The organism is Brevibacterium sp. CBA3109, assembly GCF_040256645.1.
Taxonomy (GTDB): Bacteria; Actinomycetota; Actinomycetes; order Actinomycetales; family Brevibacteriaceae; genus Brevibacterium; species Brevibacterium koreense.
The window spans coordinates 2884791-2900256 of the sequence record NZ_CP158281.1 but is presented as its reverse complement, the minus strand read 5'-3'; the positions used below and the strand labels follow the sequence as shown (position 1 = coordinate 2900256).

Sequence of the window (15466 nt, the reverse complement as noted above, 5' to 3'; positions counted from 1 at the left end):
TCACTGAAGTTCCGAGTATGATGACTCCTAAGGATTTGCGCATGGCACAATCTCATCCCGAAACCATCGTTCCTTCCCCGCATCCTCGAACTGTGCTCGTGCTGGGGGCCACCGGTTACATCGGGGGACGGCTCGTCCCTCGACTGCTCCAGGCCGGTCACCGAGTCCGTGTTGCAGTGAGGTCACCACAGAAGCTCGAGCAAGTGCCGTGGGTGGATCAGGTCGATGTCCATCGCGTCGACCTCGACGATGGGCACGGCCTCGCCGAAGCCGCCACCGGAGTCGAAGTCATCCATCATCTCGTTCACTCGATGGGCTCCGGGCACGACTTCGAAAAGAAGGAAGCGGCGACAGCCCATCGGGTCGCCGAGGTGGCCGAGGCTGCCGGGGTTCGACGCATCGTCTACCTCGGCGGGCTCCATCCCGATAAGGCGGACCTGTCCATGCACATGCGTTCTCGGGCTCAGGTCGGGCGTATTCTCCTCGACTCGCCAGTGCCGACCATCGCGTTTCAAGCGGGCATCATCATCGGGTCGGGATCGGCTTCCTTTGAAATGGTTCGTCACCTCGCCATGACGCTGAGGCTGATGCCTGCACCGAATTGGGTCAACAACCGTGTCGAACCCCTGGCCGTGCGTGATGTCCTCTACTACCTTCTCAAGGCCGTCGACCTCGATGAAGACGTCAACCGCGCCTTCGACATCGGATCACACGATGTCCACAAATATGCCGACATCATGAAGAGATTCGGTGCAATCGCTGGCCTCAAACCCAGGCATGTCCTCGTCCTGCCATTGCCGGCTCCGACATTGTCAGGCATCTGGGTCGGTCTCGTCACCCCACTGCCATTCACGTTGACACTGCCGCTCGTCCAGTCGCTGCAGGAGAACGCTGTGACCAAGGACAGCGATATCGACGAGGTCATTCCCCCGCCCCCCGATGGCCTGCTCAGCTACGAACAGTCCGTGCGCCTGGCCCTCCAGCGCGAAGCCGAGGGTGCTGTCGACACGAATTGGGCTGCCGTGGCCGGCGGACTCGATCAGGCGGCGAAGCCCTTGCCCAATGATCCCGAATGGGCAGGAGAACGCGTTTACACCGATGACCGTACTCTGCGCTTTCCTGACCTGACTCCCGAGCAGCTCTGGCCGGTCGTCGAAGGCATTGGTGGGCAGCATGGCTGGTACTCGTGGCCGTTGGCGTGGCGGGTGCGAGGTGTGTGGGACAAGATCGTCGGCGGTGCCGGCCTCAACCGTGGACGGCGACTACCGGACCGTCTTCGAGTCGGCGACCCAGTTGACTGGTGGCGAGTCGAAGAGCTTGAACCGGGGCATCGACTGCTGCTGAGAGCAGAAATGCGGGTATCCGGAAGGGCATGGCTCGAATTCACCACCAGCAAGGCCGGCCGTGGCAGCGACTTGAGGCAAAGGGCGATCTTCATCCCCAAGGGCATCCGCGGCCAGCTGTACTGGGCATTTGTCTCGCCCTTCCACCGGTTCATCTTTCCAGCCATGGCGAAGAACATCGCTCGCGCGGCAGAAAAGCCCTGACCAATCAAGCTCGCAAGCTATTTCGTTAGCTAAGCTAGCAGTTATGTTCTTCACACACAGACGCTGCAGTGCCAGTGGTGTCAATGATGTCTCGACTCGCAGTGCCCACATTCGCCTCAACGCCGCCATGGCAGGACCCGTGACGGTCGGAGGTGCTGCGCGGTGAGCAGCTCACCTACCTACGACGTCTTCAGCCGTACGGCGCAACAGGCAGCCAAAGCCGTCATCTCGAACTATTCGACATCGTTCGGACTGGCTACCCGGCTGCTCGGACCTGCTCACCGTCATCACATCCGCAACATCTATGCTCTCGTCCGAATCGCCGATGAGATCGTTGACGGTCTTGCCTCCGATGCGGGCCTCGACACGGGCGAGCAGCATGAGATGCTGGAGAACTTCGTCGCCGCGACTCGCGCTGGACTCAGGCATGGCGTCAGCGACAACCTCATCATCCACGCCTTCGCTCAGACCGCGAACGCGACGGGGATCACCGTCGATCTCATCGAACCGTTCTTCGCCTCGATGAGAGCGGATCTGGAAACACCCAGTGAGCCTTTCGCCCCGGTCCGCGGGTTCGATCAGGACGAACACCGGGCCTACGTCTACGGCTCCGCCGAGGTTGTCGGTCTCATGTGCCTCAAGGTCTTCCTGTGTGGTCAATCCCGAACCCCGGCCCAGACCGAGAAGCTCGAATACGGTGCCCGTCAGCTTGGAGCCGCATTCCAGAACATCAACTTCCTCCGCGACTTAGCCGACGACAGTCTGCGACTTGGCCGCAGCTACCTCACCGCTGAAACCCGACTCACCCAGACCGAGAAAAGCGCATGGGTGACAACGATTCGCCAGCAGCTGACCAACGCCGACGACACGATCGCACTGCTGCCAAAAGATGCCAGAGCCGCGGTGAGAAGTGCTGCGGCGCTCTTCACCGCCCTCAACGACAAGATCGCAGACATCCCCGTCGACCGTCTCTATCGGGAGCGTGTGCGCATCCCCAACGCCCTCAAAGCTCAACTCACGGCGAAAGCGCTGCTGGCCACGGCAAAGGAGAACAGAGCATGACTGAGCGCATCGGCGTCATCGGTGGAGGTGCGGCAGGACTGGCCACGGCAGCACTGTTGGCACGTGAGGGCTACAGCGTCGATCTCTTTGAACAGAACTCAACTCTGGGCGGGCGGATCGGTTCGATCGAAGAAGACGGCTATCGATTCGACACAGGGCCATCGTGGTATCTGATGCCGGAGGTCTACGAACACTTCTTCAACCTTCTCGGTACGACGGCGGCCAACGAACTCGACCTGCGCACACTCGATCCTGCCTACACCGTGTTCAGTCCCGCTTCGCAGGCTCGGCGGGAGCAGTCGGTCATGATTCCTCACGGCACTGCCGAGGTCCTCGACACCTTCGAACGAATCGAACGCGGCAGCGGGGCCACCTTGGCCAAATATCTGGACTCGGCCAAGGCCACCAAAGACTTAGCGATCGACTACTTCCTGTACAACCCCTTCACCTCCCCGAAATCGATTCTCAGGGCAGAGCTGCTCACCGCGCTCCCCGCGCTGGCTCGGCTGTTGACCACCTCTCTGGAACGCCACGCCTCTCGATCGTTCCACCATCCGGTGCTGCGGCAGATCCTCCAGTACCCGGCCATCTTCCTTGGCACCGACCCGAGGAAAGCGCCGGCCCTCTATCACTTGATGAGTGCCCTCGACCTCAGCGACGGAGTGCTGTACCCGATGGGAGGGTTCAGAACCATCGTCGATGCTCTGACCCGACTTGTCGAGGAATCAGGGGTGCGAGTGCACACCGATTCCACCGTCACACACATATCCACCGTGTCAGAAAGTGGCCGCCGACGGTCTGCCAACAGCATCGCATGGGAGGATCAAGACGGTCGCGAACACGAGCACGACTGTGACATCGTCGTCTCCGCCGCTGACCTCCACCACACAGAGACACAGCTCTTGGACGAGGGTGATCGCAGCTACCCTGAGAGCTGGTGGCAGAAGGTGACAAGCGGGCCAGGCGCCGTCCTGGTCTTTCTCGGAGTCGAAGGCGAAGTCCCACAGCTTCCCCACCACTCACTGTTCTTCACCGAGGACTGGTCGACGAACTTCGACGACATCTTCGGGCCGCAGCAGAAGATCTCCTCTCCGGCGTCGGCATATGTGTGCAAACCCAGTCACACCGATCCGAACGTGGCACCCTTCGACTGCGAGAATCTCTTCATCCTCATCCCGGTGCCAGCAGATGCAGGACTCGGGGCGGGGGGAGACGACGGGCGGGGAGATCCGCGCATCGAGCGTGCAGCCGACCGGGCCATCGACCAGATCGCTGAATGGGCCGACATCCCCGATCTGAGAGATCGGATCAGTTTTCGCCGGACATTGGGGCCGACGGATTTCTCCAGCAACTACAATTCGTGGCTGGGAGGGATGCTCGGGCCAGCTCACACGTTGCGCCAGAGCGCAATGTTCCGGCAGCAGAATGCCTCCAAGAAGGTGGATGGACTCTACTACGCAGGTGCGACAACGGCGCCAGGGGTAGGTGTGCCGATGTGTCTGATCAGCGCTGAGCTGGTCCTCAAACACATTCGTGGGGATTCGAGTCCGGGACCGCTGCCTGTCGCCGACACACAGGGGTAAAGACCGACTGTCGGTCGGTGACCGGCTTATGCTCCGGTGCGCAGCTGATGAGAGTATCCCTCTCGGTACGTCGGAAATTCCAAGGACCCGAGGAACTCGTGGAATCGGGTGTTGTCGAGTCTCTTTCCCTCTGCAGGTTCCGCAGAGAGGTCTGGCGGAGGCGAGACGTTGAGCTCGGATGCCAGAAATTCGACGACCTCCCCCAGCTGCACGGGGCACGAGTCCACTGCGTGCATCAGCCGTGGAGCATCAGAGCTGAAGAGAAGAGCCTCGAGCGCCCGGACCAGATCAGCATGATGGATGCGGTTGGTCCACCGTCGGTAGTTCACGGGCCGACCCGAACGGACCCCCTCGATGAGTCGAGAATTCTCCCGCCCGTAGATGCCTGCTGCCCGAATGATCGACGCGGAAGCGAAAGTGTTCCTGATGAGATTCTCGGTCTCCCAGAGAGTCCGGGCGGGACTCGAGTCAGGGTGGGGTTGGGAGTCTTCATTCGCAACAGCACCCGGCGATGAACTCCCGAGGACTCGAGTCGAGGACAGGAGGATCACACGCTCAGGCGTGGATTCCAGGACACCGATCAGGCCCTGAACCCCGCGCAGATACGTCTGTTCATAACCGTCATCGGTGTACTCATCGGGGGTGAGAGTGATCACCACTGCATCGATGTCATCGATTTTGGCCGTGCCGGGACTGGTGAGATCGACTGCGAAGGGAGCGAACGAGGCGGGAAGTGATTCAGTGTGTCGCCGCAGTCCGATGACCTCATGGCCCTTGCGCACCAGATTCAGGCCCAAACGGGTTCCGAGATCTCCGCATCCTGCCAGTAGTACTCTCATGCTCGACCTGCCATCCTGTCGTCGTCGTCTGTGAGCCGGGGATCCTGTGTCGTGTGGTCCACCATGTCAGGACCCGCCGGAGTTGTCGCGGGTTGTGGACCTGTTCTTCATGTGGTCGTAGGCACTCAGGGCGGCCTGCCGTGATTGCCTGAGATCGACGAGGGGAGGCGGAGCTGCCTCTGAAGTGTAGGGAAGCCAGTCGTCGATGTAGGCGTCGTCGGGGTCGAAGCGTTCGCGTTGTCGCTCCGGGTTGAAGACTCGGAAATACGGCGCGGCATCGGCACCGCTTCCGGCGACCCACTGCCATGAGACTGGGTTGTTGGCTTCATCGGCGTCGACGAGGGTGTCCCAGAACCACTGCTCTCCGTGCCACCAGTGCTGAAGGAGGTTCTTGGTCAGGAAGCTTGCCGTGACCATGCGGATCCGGTTGTGCATCCACCCGGTCTGCCACAGCTGTGCCATTCCCGCATCGATGAGCGGGTACCCGGTGGTCCCTGATCTCCAGTGGGAGAGAGCATCGTCATCATCTTCGTAGGGAAAGTTCTGGAACTCGGGTCTGATCGGCGCAGAGTCGATCTGGGGATAGTGGTAGGTCAGGTGCCAGGAGAACTCTCGCCAGTAGAGCTGACGGATCCATGCCGCGCGGTCGTCCTGGGTGAGCGAGCTGGTCGTCCGAGCGGCCTGGAGCAGCTGTCGCGGGGACAGTTCTCCGTGCCGCAGCCTGGGCGAGAGCCGCGAGGTACTCGCCGCGTCAGAGGGCACATCCTTGCTGGTGGTGTAGCCGTCGATGCTCGCGGACAGGTCATCGAGCTGGTCTGCGGCGGCGCGCAGGCCCGGCGACCAGTGGCCGGCGATGGTGTCCTGCCACCACCGGGGGCCTGAGGCTGCGGCGGCTTCACCCGCTCCTGTCTCTGTGCCGTCGAGGAGCCCCAGCCCGTCGAGTTCCATCACCGCCGGGCACTCACGTGCCCTGCTGAGCAGTGTCTGGCTCAGCGGTGATTGCCCGTGCGGCTTCGGCAGCACGTCACCGACATCGCGTCCGGCAACGGCCTTCCAGAACGGGGTGAAGACCTTGTAGTGGTCACTGCTCTGAGGGGCAGCCGTCCACGGTTCGACGAGGAGGGACCCGGTGTGGGAATGGACCGCGAACCCCTGATCGCTCAGCACGGTCTTGATCTGGCCGTCGAGAGCCCGGGAAGCGGATGCGTAGCGGCGCGTCCAGCGAACAGCGGTGACGCCGAGGCTGCTGGCCAGCTGCACAATGATCGCTTCCGCCCGGCCCGCGGCGAAGAGCAGAGGAATGCCGAGGTCGGCGAGCTCCTCGTGGAGCACGGTCAGCGATTCGTGTGCCCACCACCGGCAAGCCCCGCCCAAGGGCCTGGGCCCCAGACCCTCCTCGTCGCGGGTCTCACGGATCCAGACGGCGATGACACGTCCATCGGCACGCGCCGCGGTGAGGGCCTCATGGTCGGCCACGCGCAGGTCGTCACGAAACCACACCAGAGTGAGGTCCTCACGGCTTGTGCTCATCAGCGACCTTCTGTCCGGGTGCAACTCAGAGATCGAGGCATCTCATCGGGATTGAGTCTGAGGATCTCTCCATTGAGGACAGTCGCGAACCCCACCCAGGCTGCATAGGGGGTGAGCATGAGCGCTGCAGTCTTGTCGACGGCAGCTGCCTTCCTCAGCAGCCTCAGCGTCGAGGCCTCTAGGATCAGGGAGTCGACCAGCGACGCATCCGGGCGACGGGCGGAGAAGAACAGCCAGCTCCATGCGACATTGACCGCCATGTTCGCGGCTAACTCACCCAGGTAGGCGCGGCGGTCCCGGCTGTCGGGCAGGCGTGTGAGCACCCGCCCGGAGGCGACCGCCGTCAACGTGTACAGGGTCGACCATGCGGGTCCGAAGACCCAGCCCGGGGGCTGCCACGCTGGTTTGGTGACATTTTTGTACCAGTCGGAGTCGACTTTCGTCCCGAATGACCCGATTCCTGCTGCTGCAGCGCACATGGCGGCCGGAAGGAGATAGCGTTTCCACGGAGCTTTCATGAGATCCTCTCGATGATTCGCAGTGATGGTCTTCGACGGGACATGGTCATCGACGACTCCTGATGCGCCCGAGCACTCCACGCCGAAGCAGGCCTCGAGTCGGTGGTGACCACAGGTCCGTCCCCTCGACCCTCCAGGTCGAGAGCAGGTGGTTGGCCGCCAGATAGCCGGTCGTGGCGGCGCGCTCCATCAAGGCCACAGGGGTGTTGCAGCGCACATAGTCTCCGGCGACCACCAGCCCGGGGATCGGGGTGGACGGCTCGGGCCTGTCCTCCCACGGGCGGGTGTCAGAGAGCCCGCAGTCCGCTTCGATGAGCAGCTCCTGGTCCACAATGGTCAGGGCTGCGGTCTCGGGGTAGACGTGATGCAGATCCGACAGCAGCCGCGCAACGATGTCCGCCCTCCCGCTCTCGGTCTCGTGTGATTCGCCTTCGAGGGCATAGGCGTGGAGTTCGAGGACCGAGCCGTGGTGGGATTCGGACCACGCTGTGGCTCCGGCCTCGAAGCGCTCAAGCACGGACACGTTGTCGAGGAGGTCGTACCCGCTTGTCCCCAGGAAGGCCGGTCGGTGGTCGGCCACGGGCGCACCGAGCCACAGTCGCAGCACTGCGAACGCGGGAGCGTTGGTCTGTGAGCCGATCGTCTCCATCCACCGTTGGGCCGCAGGCGCGCTGTCCACGAGCGAGTCATGGCTTGCGCTGAGCAGATCACGGGCCGCGGCGGGATCGACTGCGAGCACGACGGCATCACTTTCCAGGTTCGCTTCCCCTGTTGTGGTCGTCCATCCGGACTCGGTGGCTGCAATCGAGGTGACGGTCGTCCCGGTCTCGATCGTGACTCCCAGTGACCTGAGGTAGTCGCCCAGCGGAGCCCAGAGTGCTGTGTCGTAGTCATCGACAGGGACGTCGAAGAGCAGCCCTTCCGCTGAACCGGTGAAGTAGGTGTGGAACATGGCCACGAGCTCACCCGCAGAGAACTCTGTCGGGTCGGCGAAGAAGGAGCGGGCGAAGACTTCGAGCGCCAGATGGCGGGCTTCGTCGGGAAAGCGCAACCGGTCGAGGAAGTCGGCGGCAGATTCGCCGTCATAGTAGCTGTAGGTTGCGGGGAACTCGACGTCGATGAGTTCGACTGCGGCAGCGATATCGACGTCACGGAGTCCTCCGATCGGGAAGGTGGGGCTCTGCCAGACGAAACCGAGGAGATTGAACGGCGGGGTGCGGGGGATTGAGGCGAACGTGTCCATCGAGCCTCGGCGATGGATGAGTGGGTAGTCGTCGACGGGTCGCAGGCTCTCAAGGTCTGGGTCCGCCCGGCTGAGCAGGTCGCGCAGGTTGTAGTACTGCCGGAAGAAGGCGTGGAATCCTCGGCTCATGGTCCGTTCGTCGTCGACCGGCCAAGCGCCCACGCGGCCGCCGAGGTAGTCGTTCTTCTCGATGACCGTGACCTCGGCGCCGGCTTCGGCCAGGATCGCGGCTGCAGCCAGTCCGGCGATGCCGGCGCCGATGATGGTGACTCGTTTGGGGCGCAGCAGTCGCGGCCGTCCCTGCGGGCCCTGGATTCTCTCGGCGAAGCGATCTCTGGGCCGGTGTTTCGGTGTCATGGGGTGTCCTTGCGCGATCGGTTGAGTTGCCACTGCCACAGCATGAGCACGGATGTGATCATGGCGAACCCGAAACCGAAGTCTTCGATCGGGATGTCCCAGGGGAAACGCAGGTTCAGGAACTGCGACGGGTTGTACCTGACGATGGGGTCACTGAGTTTGGTCAGCCACCCATCGACCAGGCACTGGAAGGCCAGACAGATGGCCAGCGCGGCCCAGTACTGCGTCCGTCGGAAGATGCCGCTGCGGAAGACGAACACCTCGAGACCGATGACGACGATCATTCCGAGGATCGTCATGATTGTGTACTCAGGCATCATCTGCTGCGGCCTTTCTGCTCTTTTTGGCAAAGAACCTGAGCACGGTGCCCACTGCCTCGTAGCTGAGCAGGGCGCAGACCGGGATGACGATGAAGAAGACGAGCTCCTCCAGCGGCAGGTTGCCGAGGTGGATGCCGGTGACGAACTGCGGATTGTATGTCCAGTGGTCCCGGCCGATGGCGACGATGTCCCAGAGCGAGAAGACGATGACGACTGGGATGAGGGATCCGAGGAGGAGCTTCGGGCGACGATAGATCCGGGCGGAGAACAGCAGTTCGAGGGGAAGCGTGATCAGCAGACACGCGCCCATCAGCAGAAGGTATTCGAAGGAGCTCATATCGTCATTCTCATCGATGGGTGCGAATCGGCAGTCTGCAGCCGTGATCGGGTGGGTGAGGGATTCTGCCTGCTGACGCTCGCTGGCCGTGATGGGGCCATCAGGCTCAGGTCCAGGCCGCGCAGCCGGTAGCCTTCGATGACGTTGTCCCAGCTGATGGTGGGCTCTTTGAGGATGCGAGGTCGATGGGCAAGGAGCTTGTGCACCAGGGCATCGGTCTCGTAGAGAGCCAATGCCTGGCCGGGGCATTTGTGTGCTCCGTCGCTGAAGCTCATTCCTGCTGCAGGCGTTGCCCGGTTCAGGCCGCGACCGGGGCAGATCGTCTCCGGGTCCGGCCCCATCACCTGAGGGTCAGTATTGGTCTGCCGGACGCAGACGTCGATCAAGTCACCGTCGGAGATGGTGAACGAGCCGCTGTTGTCCGAGATGTCGATGTCGGCTTGGGCCCGACGGTAGAGATGGCCGACGACCGGGTCGAGTCGGATGATCTCCTCGAGTATCTCCAGCCTGGCCGGCAGTGCGGCCTCGACGTACTCGCGACCCAACTCGGCGTTCGTCAGCAGATGCCAACATGCCATGGTGATGAATTCGCGGGTGGTGACCATGCCCGCTGTGCCATAGGTGACGCATTCGACGAGGATGTCGGCGGTGCCGTAACCGGCCGTCAGCAGATGGGACAGGACGTCATTGCGTTCTCGTCTGCGGCGGGACCGAATCGCAGGCCGCACATCTGCACAGTAGAAGGAGACGATGGGAATGAGGCCGTTGATCGCCGCCTGCATCCATTGTCGGCGCGTACGTCCCATTGCCGGGGCGGCAAGGTCGACAGGGGGCTGTCTGAAGAACCCGACCAGACGTTTGGCCATGCCCTCGATGGAGGATTCGGTCAGACCCACCACCGTGGCTGTGACGTCGACCGAATAGTGCAGTGCCACCTCGTCAAGGCGGCATCTGCCGTCCATGACCGCGTTGTCAACGACCGCTTGAGCGCGGTCGTTGATGAAATCTCCATATTTTTCCGCGACCACAGAGGGGGCGAAGAACCGAGCGACTTCTCGGCGCTGGGCATCGTGATCTTCACCGTCAGAGATCAGGATCGGGTGATGGCGAAAGTAGCCTCGTGGAATCTTCTCGGCGGTGAATCCGGCTTGGGTGGTCTGATCGCGTGCGCGCAACACTGCCCTGGCCGCATCAAAGGAGCGGATTCTCCACATCTGTCCGTCATAGTCGACAGGTGGTCCGGTGTTCTCGTCATCTCTGATTGCTCTGCGCTTGGACAATGGCTTCATGCACTTCGGGAGTTGCACTCGGCGGTGAGCTGGGTGAGGTGATTGCTCAATGCTGTCGGCAGAGCAGCCTCGCGGATGAGTCGGTGCAGGTTCTCAATGCGTTGTGTGATCATCGACTCCACGAGCATGAGTGCGCCTGATTCCTCGATGACACTGCGCAGCCGATTACCGTCGGCAATGCTCAACATCGCGTCTCCGAAGAGGTGCCGGACCTCGGCCCAGGCCGGATCGGAGCGAGCAAACGTGACCAGAAGAGTCTCCTTGCCTTCACGGAGGTCGCTGAGATTGGACTTTCCCGTCTTTCGTTCGTCACCGAAGAGGCCGAGGACGTCGTCGCGCAGCTGGTAGATCACACCGATCTGCCTGGAGATGGCGGCCAGTTCGTCGATGAGGCTCCTGTCGGCTCCGGCCAGAACGGCGGCGATGAGCAGTGGTGCCTGAAACGAGTATACGGCGGTCTTCTGGTCGATCATGGCCAGAACATCATGTGATCTCGCTTCTTCGAGATGCATGCTCAGCCACACGTCTGCGTGTTCGCCGGCGGCGCTCTCGAACACCGTGTCGTCGAAGATGTCGAGGACGGCTCGGCGTTTGGTCTCGTCGACATCGAGTCGGGCGAGGAGGGAGTGGGCGAGTGTGATCATGAGGTCACCGGCGAGAATCGATGTTGTGTCTCCCCAGGCATCGGCCTCGCTGGCCACAGCCCCGCGAGCTATGGCCTCAGAGGCGAACTCTCCGGAGATGTTGGCCTCACCACGACGAATGGTGTCGTTGTCGATCACATCATCGTGGATGACCAGGGCGATGTGGAGCATCTGCATGGCGCAGGCCGCGTCAACGGCTGCTCGCTCGTCGGTGCCGCCCAGCGCGCGGTGTGCTTCGATGAGCAGTCGCGGGCGGATCATCTTTCCGCCCGTGGTCATGTGCGCCAGTGACTCCCAGAGCTGGGCGTATTGTGAGGAGAAGGCGCGAGAGCGCTTCTGCCCGTCTGCCAGGACCTGGGTGAGCCTGTCCTCGAATGAGAAGGCGATGTCATCGATGGGGTTGGCCGAGTCAGTCATCGTCTCCTGCTTCGACGATGTGGCCGGCGAGGTGCGGCGCCAGCTGGGGGAAGTGCTCGACCAGCCAGGGGCTGAATGCCCAGGGGGCCGCGTCGATCGCTGACCGCAGCTCTGAGGCGCTCGTCCACTGAGTCTGGGCCACCTCGGCGGGGTTCGGCGTCAAGTCCGATACGGCTCGGGCGATGAAGACAGGACAGTGCTCGTTCTCCTGGATTCCCGTAGCATCACGGGCAACGTAGCCGAAGTCGGCAATCGCGCAGGTGATGTCATCGACAGTCAGTCCGAGTTCGAAGCCGGCGCGACGACGGACCGCGTCTTCGAGGCTCTCACCGGGTCCGGGATGGCCGCAGAATGAGTTCGTCCAGACTCCCGGCCACGTCTTCTTCGTCAGCGCACGCCGGGTGACCAGGAGGCGACCGCGCTCGTCGACGACATGGCAAGAGAAGGCCAGGTGACGAGGGGTGGACTGACCATGGACGTCTGCCTTGCTCTGGACACCGATGGGATCTCCGAGGTGGTCGACGAGAACAACCATTTCCACTGTTGGAACTCACTTTCGTTAGCCAGGCGAGCGTTAAACCCAGCATAGCAACGCTATGCTGTTTTTTGTGGCGACCATCAAGACAGGAATCGCATCTGATTCAGATATCGAGCATGTTGTGAACGATTCGGAATTCTCTGAGCGTTCTCATCTGTCGCAGGCTGAGATCGATCAGTGTCAGAAGGTCATGGAGTCTTTGCGTCGATGGCGTGAGGCGGACCGTGCACTCTCCGAGGTCTCCCGCCGCTACATGCGGCTCAATGAAAGTGACATGCGCACGATTAGGATGCTCATCCGCGCCCAGCAAAGGGGTCGTGTCGTCACACCGAAGGACATTGCCCGCGAGGTCGGGATCTCCAGTGCCTCCACGACGAAGCTGGTCCGACGCCTCGAAGTCAACGGCCACCTGGTCCGCGTGGCGCACCCCAGCGACCGGCGCACAATATGCCTCGAGGTGACAGCGGCGACAGCCCGCGTTGCCCGTGAGACGATCGGTCGCCAGCACTCCCGCAGGTTCGATGCCGCCGCCGCACTTGACGGTGTCGAACGAGAGACCGTCATCCGGTTTCTCACGGCCCTGGCAGAGGCCGACTCGCCGCAGGGTTATCTGGCTGACGCAAGCGACTCAGCGAAGCAGGAGACCGTTGAGACGGAACAGGAGTCCGATACATGTGCGTTAGAGTGAGCGCCGACCAGTATCAGTGCGGGCCGCAATGCCACCATCTCCAGCTGCGAGGTGAGCACTCATCTTCGAAGGAGCATCGAATGGGCGTGACTGCAGAAGCGGCACCGACGTCCCTTTCGGTGCCGAGCGTTTCACGATTCTGCTGCGAAGCTGTGCGACACCTCGGTGCTGGAACTCCGAGTACGGAGCTTTAGAATATGTCACAGATCCTCAAGCGCATCTGGCACCGTTACCGGGATACATCACTCTTTGTGAAGATGACGATCGGCTTCGTCCTTGGGCTGATCGTTGCGCTGCTGTTCGGGCAGCAGGCGCAAGTGCTCTCACCAATTGGTGACATCCTGCTGAACCTCCTGCAGCTGGTCGTCATCCCCATCATCATGTTGACGCTGATCGACGCGGTCAACAGCACACAGTCGGGAAGGCTTGTCAGGGTCGCCTCCAAAACCTTCGTCTTCTATCTGGTGACCACCATTGCCGCCGTCGTCATCAGCTTGGCTCTCGCGCTCCTGGTGAACCCTGGGACTGGACTGCAAAGCTCCGAGAGCGGTGGCGAGACGCCCGACCCGCCGTCGTTCATCGACCAGCTCGTCGGAATATTTCCTGAGAACATCTTCCAGGCCTTGGCCGACGGCAATATTCTCGCGCTGATCTTCGTGTCAATGGTCGTTGGCCTCACGTTGGTGGGTATGCGCCGCTCCTCCGATTCGACGATCTCGGGCTTCGGAACTCTGCTGTACAAAATCGTGCTGGGCGGCAAGGAAATGACCTTCCGCATCCTCGGCGGAATACTCCAGTACGCGCCGGTCGGTGTCTTTGCTCTTGTTGCAAGCGATATCGGCAGCCAAGGTTTTGATGCACTTGCCGCGCTGGGAAAACTGACCGGGGTCGTCTATGCAGGCCTGGCTGCACAGATTCTCCTGATCTACATTCCCTTGCTGCTCATCTATCGAGTTCCGATCGGCGGTTTCTTCCGCACCGCCCGTGAGCCAATGCTCACTGCCTTCACCACTCAGAGCAGTTCGGGCACTATCCCGGTATCGCTGAAGGCGACGAAGAGTGCAGGCATCCTGGACGAGGTCGCGAGTTTCGTGGTCCCACTGGGAGCGACCATCAACATGGATGGTGCAGTCATCCGCCTGGGAGCTTCGGTGGTGCTGGCGGCCAATATCGTTGGACGCGACATGTCCATGCTTGAACTTGGTGTCATTGTCCTCACCGCCACATTTGTCTCAATCGGCACAGCGGGAGTTCCCGGCGCCGGACTCATCGGATTGACGATCCTGCTGAAGCAAGCTGGGTTGCCGATGGAAACTGTGGCCTTGGTTGCCGGCGTCGACGTGATACTGGGAATGGGAGCGACGGGGCTCAATATCACCGGCGACCTCGTCGGCACCCATCTGATCGACAAGAGCGAGAAGCGGTTCAGCCGGAAGCGAGCACTCTCGAAGACCGAGGACAGATCTACCTCGCAGTCTGACTGAACTTGGTGCCAAGGCGATGTTTTGCGGCTCCGGCGTGCCATCGCCGTTCAGGCTGCAGAGGCCCTCGGTCGGCTCCTCACTGCCTCTGCTGAGGTCAACCCGCTGCAGATTGATCTAGTTGCCGGAGTGAACTCGGCGAAGTAAGAAACCGGTGAGTCGAAGCCATAGGGTTGAGGCAGGATTCTCTCATGTTCTAGTGAGGGGGTCATCCAGTGTTCGTTTTCTTCGAGGTGGCCTTCTTGCCAGTCTTTTTCGCGGTCTTCTTCTTCGACGAGCGTGAGTGATCAACCGATTTCTGCAGTGCTTCCATCAGGTCGATGACATCACCGCTTGGCTCTTCCTCGTCTTCTTCGTCGCCGAAGGCTTTCGCCACGTCGAGGGTCTCGCCTGATTCGATCTTCGCATCGATGAGCTTGGCCAACTCTTGCTGGTAGTCGTCGGTGAATTCCTCAGGGGTGAAGTCCTCCGAGTAGGACTCGACGAGCTTGGCCGACATCTCCAGTTCCTTGTCGGAGATCTTTGCACGGGAGCTCACACCTTTGAAGTCCACGTCCCTGATCTCGTCGGCCCAGCGCAGCGTCTGGATCATCAGGACCTTTCCGCTGACTCGCAGAACAGCCAGTCGCGTGCGAGTGCGTAGAGTCAGTTTGACGATGGCAGTGCGGTCCGTGTCCTCGAGTGTCTTGCGCAGCAGCAGGTAGGCCTTGGGAGTCTTCGATGTGGGTTCGAGAAAATATGACTTCTCCAACATGATCGGGTCGATCTGATCATTTGGAACGAACTGCAGGACGTCAAGGTCATCATTCTCGCCCGCAGGCAGAGCCTCGAAGTCCTCGTCTGTGAGAATCACCCGATGGTCGCCATCATCATAGGCTTTGACGATGTCGTCATACTCGACGACTTTCCCGCATTCCTGACACCGATGCTGATTGCGGATGCGCCCGCCATCCTTCTCATGTACTTGGTGCATGCTGACGTCATGGTTCTCGGTGGCCGAGTACAGCTTCACCGGCACGTTGACGAGACCAAATGCAATCGATCCGGTCCAGATAGCTCTCATCCTCCCATTG

The 15466-nt window shown here is 61.5% G+C and carries 15 protein-coding genes; 5 read left to right on the top strand and 10 right to left on the bottom strand.

The annotated features are described in order from the left end of the window. The first annotated feature begins 41 nt into the window (after positions 1–41). The 3 genes from AAFP32_RS13260 to AAFP32_RS13250 all read left to right on the top strand — a co-directional run bounded on the left by AAFP32_RS13260 (position 42) and on the right by AAFP32_RS13250 (position 4192). A complete protein-coding gene (locus AAFP32_RS13260; RefSeq protein ID WP_350269510.1) occupies positions 42–1547 on the top strand; it encodes an SDR family oxidoreductase in 1506 nt (501 codons plus the stop codon). A gap of 162 nt (positions 1548–1709) precedes the next feature. Next, positions 1710–2609, top strand: coding sequence for a phytoene/squalene synthase family protein (locus AAFP32_RS13255; RefSeq protein WP_350269509.1), 900 nt, complete (start codon positions 1710–1712; stop codon positions 2607–2609). After that, the gene (locus AAFP32_RS13250; protein WP_350269508.1) at positions 2606–4192 is read left to right on the top strand and encodes a phytoene desaturase; all 1587 of its coding nucleotides are present in this window, start codon (positions 2606–2608) and stop codon (positions 4190–4192) included. Before AAFP32_RS13255 ends, AAFP32_RS13250 begins: the two co-directional genes overlap by 4 nt. A gap of 26 nt (positions 4193–4218) precedes the next feature. Here the strand turns inward: AAFP32_RS13250 and AAFP32_RS13245 are convergent, their stop codons facing one another. From AAFP32_RS13245 to idi, 9 genes are all read right to left on the bottom strand, one after another. Continuing rightward, entirely contained in the window at positions 4219–5031 is an 813-nt protein-coding gene (locus AAFP32_RS13245) for an SDR family oxidoreductase (protein WP_125240769.1), read from the bottom strand. A gap of 66 nt (positions 5032–5097) precedes the next feature. Further along, entirely contained in the window at positions 5098–6561 is a 1464-nt protein-coding gene (locus AAFP32_RS13240; RefSeq protein ID WP_125188180.1) for a cryptochrome/photolyase family protein, read from the bottom strand. Beyond that, positions 6561–7079, bottom strand: a complete 519-nt coding sequence (locus AAFP32_RS13235) for a TspO/MBR family protein (protein WP_350269507.1) — start codon at positions 7077–7079, stop codon at positions 6561–6563. Before AAFP32_RS13235 ends, AAFP32_RS13240 begins: the two co-directional genes overlap by 1 nt. Before the next feature lie 46 nt (positions 7080–7125). After that, a complete protein-coding gene (locus tag AAFP32_RS13230) occupies positions 7126–8679 on the bottom strand; it encodes an FAD-dependent oxidoreductase (protein WP_350269506.1) in 1554 nt (517 codons plus the stop codon). After that, entirely contained in the window at positions 8676–8999 is a 324-nt protein-coding gene (locus AAFP32_RS13225; protein WP_101642998.1) for a lycopene cyclase domain-containing protein, read from the bottom strand. Before AAFP32_RS13225 ends, AAFP32_RS13230 begins: the two co-directional genes overlap by 4 nt. After that, positions 8989–9336: a lycopene cyclase domain-containing protein gene (locus AAFP32_RS13220; protein WP_101642996.1), complete on the bottom strand. Its 348-nt coding sequence runs from the start codon at positions 9334–9336 to the stop codon at positions 8989–8991. Before AAFP32_RS13220 ends, AAFP32_RS13225 begins: the two co-directional genes overlap by 11 nt. Continuing rightward, positions 9333–10625 carry a cytochrome P450 gene (locus AAFP32_RS13215; protein ID WP_241212347.1) on the bottom strand — a complete coding sequence of 431 codons (1293 nt, stop codon included), beginning with the start codon at positions 10623–10625 and terminating at the stop codon, positions 9333–9335. The genes AAFP32_RS13220 and AAFP32_RS13215 overlap by 4 nt, the downstream gene beginning before the upstream one ends. Continuing rightward, on the bottom strand, positions 10622–11686 hold the full coding sequence (locus AAFP32_RS13210) for a polyprenyl synthetase family protein (protein ID WP_350269505.1): 1065 nt from the start codon (positions 11684–11686) through the stop codon (positions 10622–10624). The genes AAFP32_RS13215 and AAFP32_RS13210 overlap by 4 nt, the downstream gene beginning before the upstream one ends. Beyond that, positions 11679–12221, bottom strand: a complete 543-nt coding sequence (idi, locus tag AAFP32_RS13205; protein WP_101620197.1) for an isopentenyl-diphosphate Delta-isomerase — start codon at positions 12219–12221, stop codon at positions 11679–11681. The genes AAFP32_RS13210 and idi overlap by 8 nt, the downstream gene beginning before the upstream one ends. Positions 12222–12414: 193 nt before the next feature. Between idi and AAFP32_RS13200 the strand changes: the two genes are divergently transcribed. Beyond that, entirely contained in the window at positions 12415–12912 is a 498-nt protein-coding gene (locus AAFP32_RS13200) for a MarR family winged helix-turn-helix transcriptional regulator (protein ID WP_350269504.1), read from the top strand. Between the two features lie 197 nt (positions 12913–13109). Continuing rightward, on the top strand, positions 13110–14396 hold the full coding sequence (locus AAFP32_RS13195) for a dicarboxylate/amino acid:cation symporter (RefSeq protein ID WP_350269503.1): 1287 nt from the start codon (positions 13110–13112) through the stop codon (positions 14394–14396). A 205-nt stretch (positions 14397–14601) separates the two neighbouring features. Here the strand turns inward: AAFP32_RS13195 and AAFP32_RS13190 are convergent, their stop codons facing one another. Continuing rightward, positions 14602–15456, bottom strand: coding sequence for a Ku protein (locus AAFP32_RS13190; protein ID WP_350269502.1), 855 nt, complete (start codon positions 15454–15456; stop codon positions 14602–14604). Positions 15457–15466 lie beyond the last annotated feature (10 nt).

What these genes read in the sequence shown, in the direction of transcription:
- AAFP32_RS13260 (WP_350269510.1), top strand. Translation starts at nt 42, where the DNA reads ATGGCACAATCTCATCCCGAAACCATCGTTCCTTCCCCGCATCCTCGA.
- AAFP32_RS13250 (WP_350269508.1), top strand. Translation starts at nt 2,606, where the DNA reads ATGACTGAGCGCATCGGCGTCATCGGTGGAGGTGCGGCAGGACTGGCC.
- AAFP32_RS13245 (WP_125240769.1), bottom strand. Translation starts at nt 5,031, where the DNA reads ATGAGAGTACTACTGGCAGGATGCGGAGATCTCGGAACCCGTTTGGGC.
- AAFP32_RS13240 (WP_125188180.1), bottom strand. Translation starts at nt 6,561, where the DNA reads ATGAGCACAAGCCGTGAGGACCTCACTCTGGTGTGGTTTCGTGACGAC.
- AAFP32_RS13235 (WP_350269507.1), bottom strand. Translation starts at nt 7,079, where the DNA reads ATGAAAGCTCCGTGGAAACGCTATCTCCTTCCGGCCGCCATGTGCGCT.
- AAFP32_RS13230 (WP_350269506.1), bottom strand. Translation starts at nt 8,679, where the DNA reads ATGACACCGAAACACCGGCCCAGAGATCGCTTCGCCGAGAGAATCCAG.
- AAFP32_RS13225 (WP_101642998.1), bottom strand. Translation starts at nt 8,999, where the DNA reads ATGATGCCTGAGTACACAATCATGACGATCCTCGGAATGATCGTCGTC.
- AAFP32_RS13220 (WP_101642996.1), bottom strand. Translation starts at nt 9,336, where the DNA reads ATGAGCTCCTTCGAATACCTTCTGCTGATGGGCGCGTGTCTGCTGATC.
- AAFP32_RS13215 (WP_241212347.1), bottom strand. Translation starts at nt 10,625, where the DNA reads ATGAAGCCATTGTCCAAGCGCAGAGCAATCAGAGATGACGAGAACACC.
- AAFP32_RS13210 (WP_350269505.1), bottom strand. Translation starts at nt 11,686, where the DNA reads ATGACTGACTCGGCCAACCCCATCGATGACATCGCCTTCTCATTCGAG.
- idi (WP_101620197.1), bottom strand. Translation starts at nt 12,221, where the DNA reads ATGGTTGTTCTCGTCGACCACCTCGGAGATCCCATCGGTGTCCAGAGC.
- AAFP32_RS13200 (WP_350269504.1), top strand. Translation starts at nt 12,415, where the DNA reads ATGGAGTCTTTGCGTCGATGGCGTGAGGCGGACCGTGCACTCTCCGAG.
- AAFP32_RS13195 (WP_350269503.1), top strand. Translation starts at nt 13,110, where the DNA reads ATGTCACAGATCCTCAAGCGCATCTGGCACCGTTACCGGGATACATCA.
- AAFP32_RS13190 (WP_350269502.1), bottom strand. Translation starts at nt 15,456, where the DNA reads ATGAGAGCTATCTGGACCGGATCGATTGCATTTGGTCTCGTCAACGTG.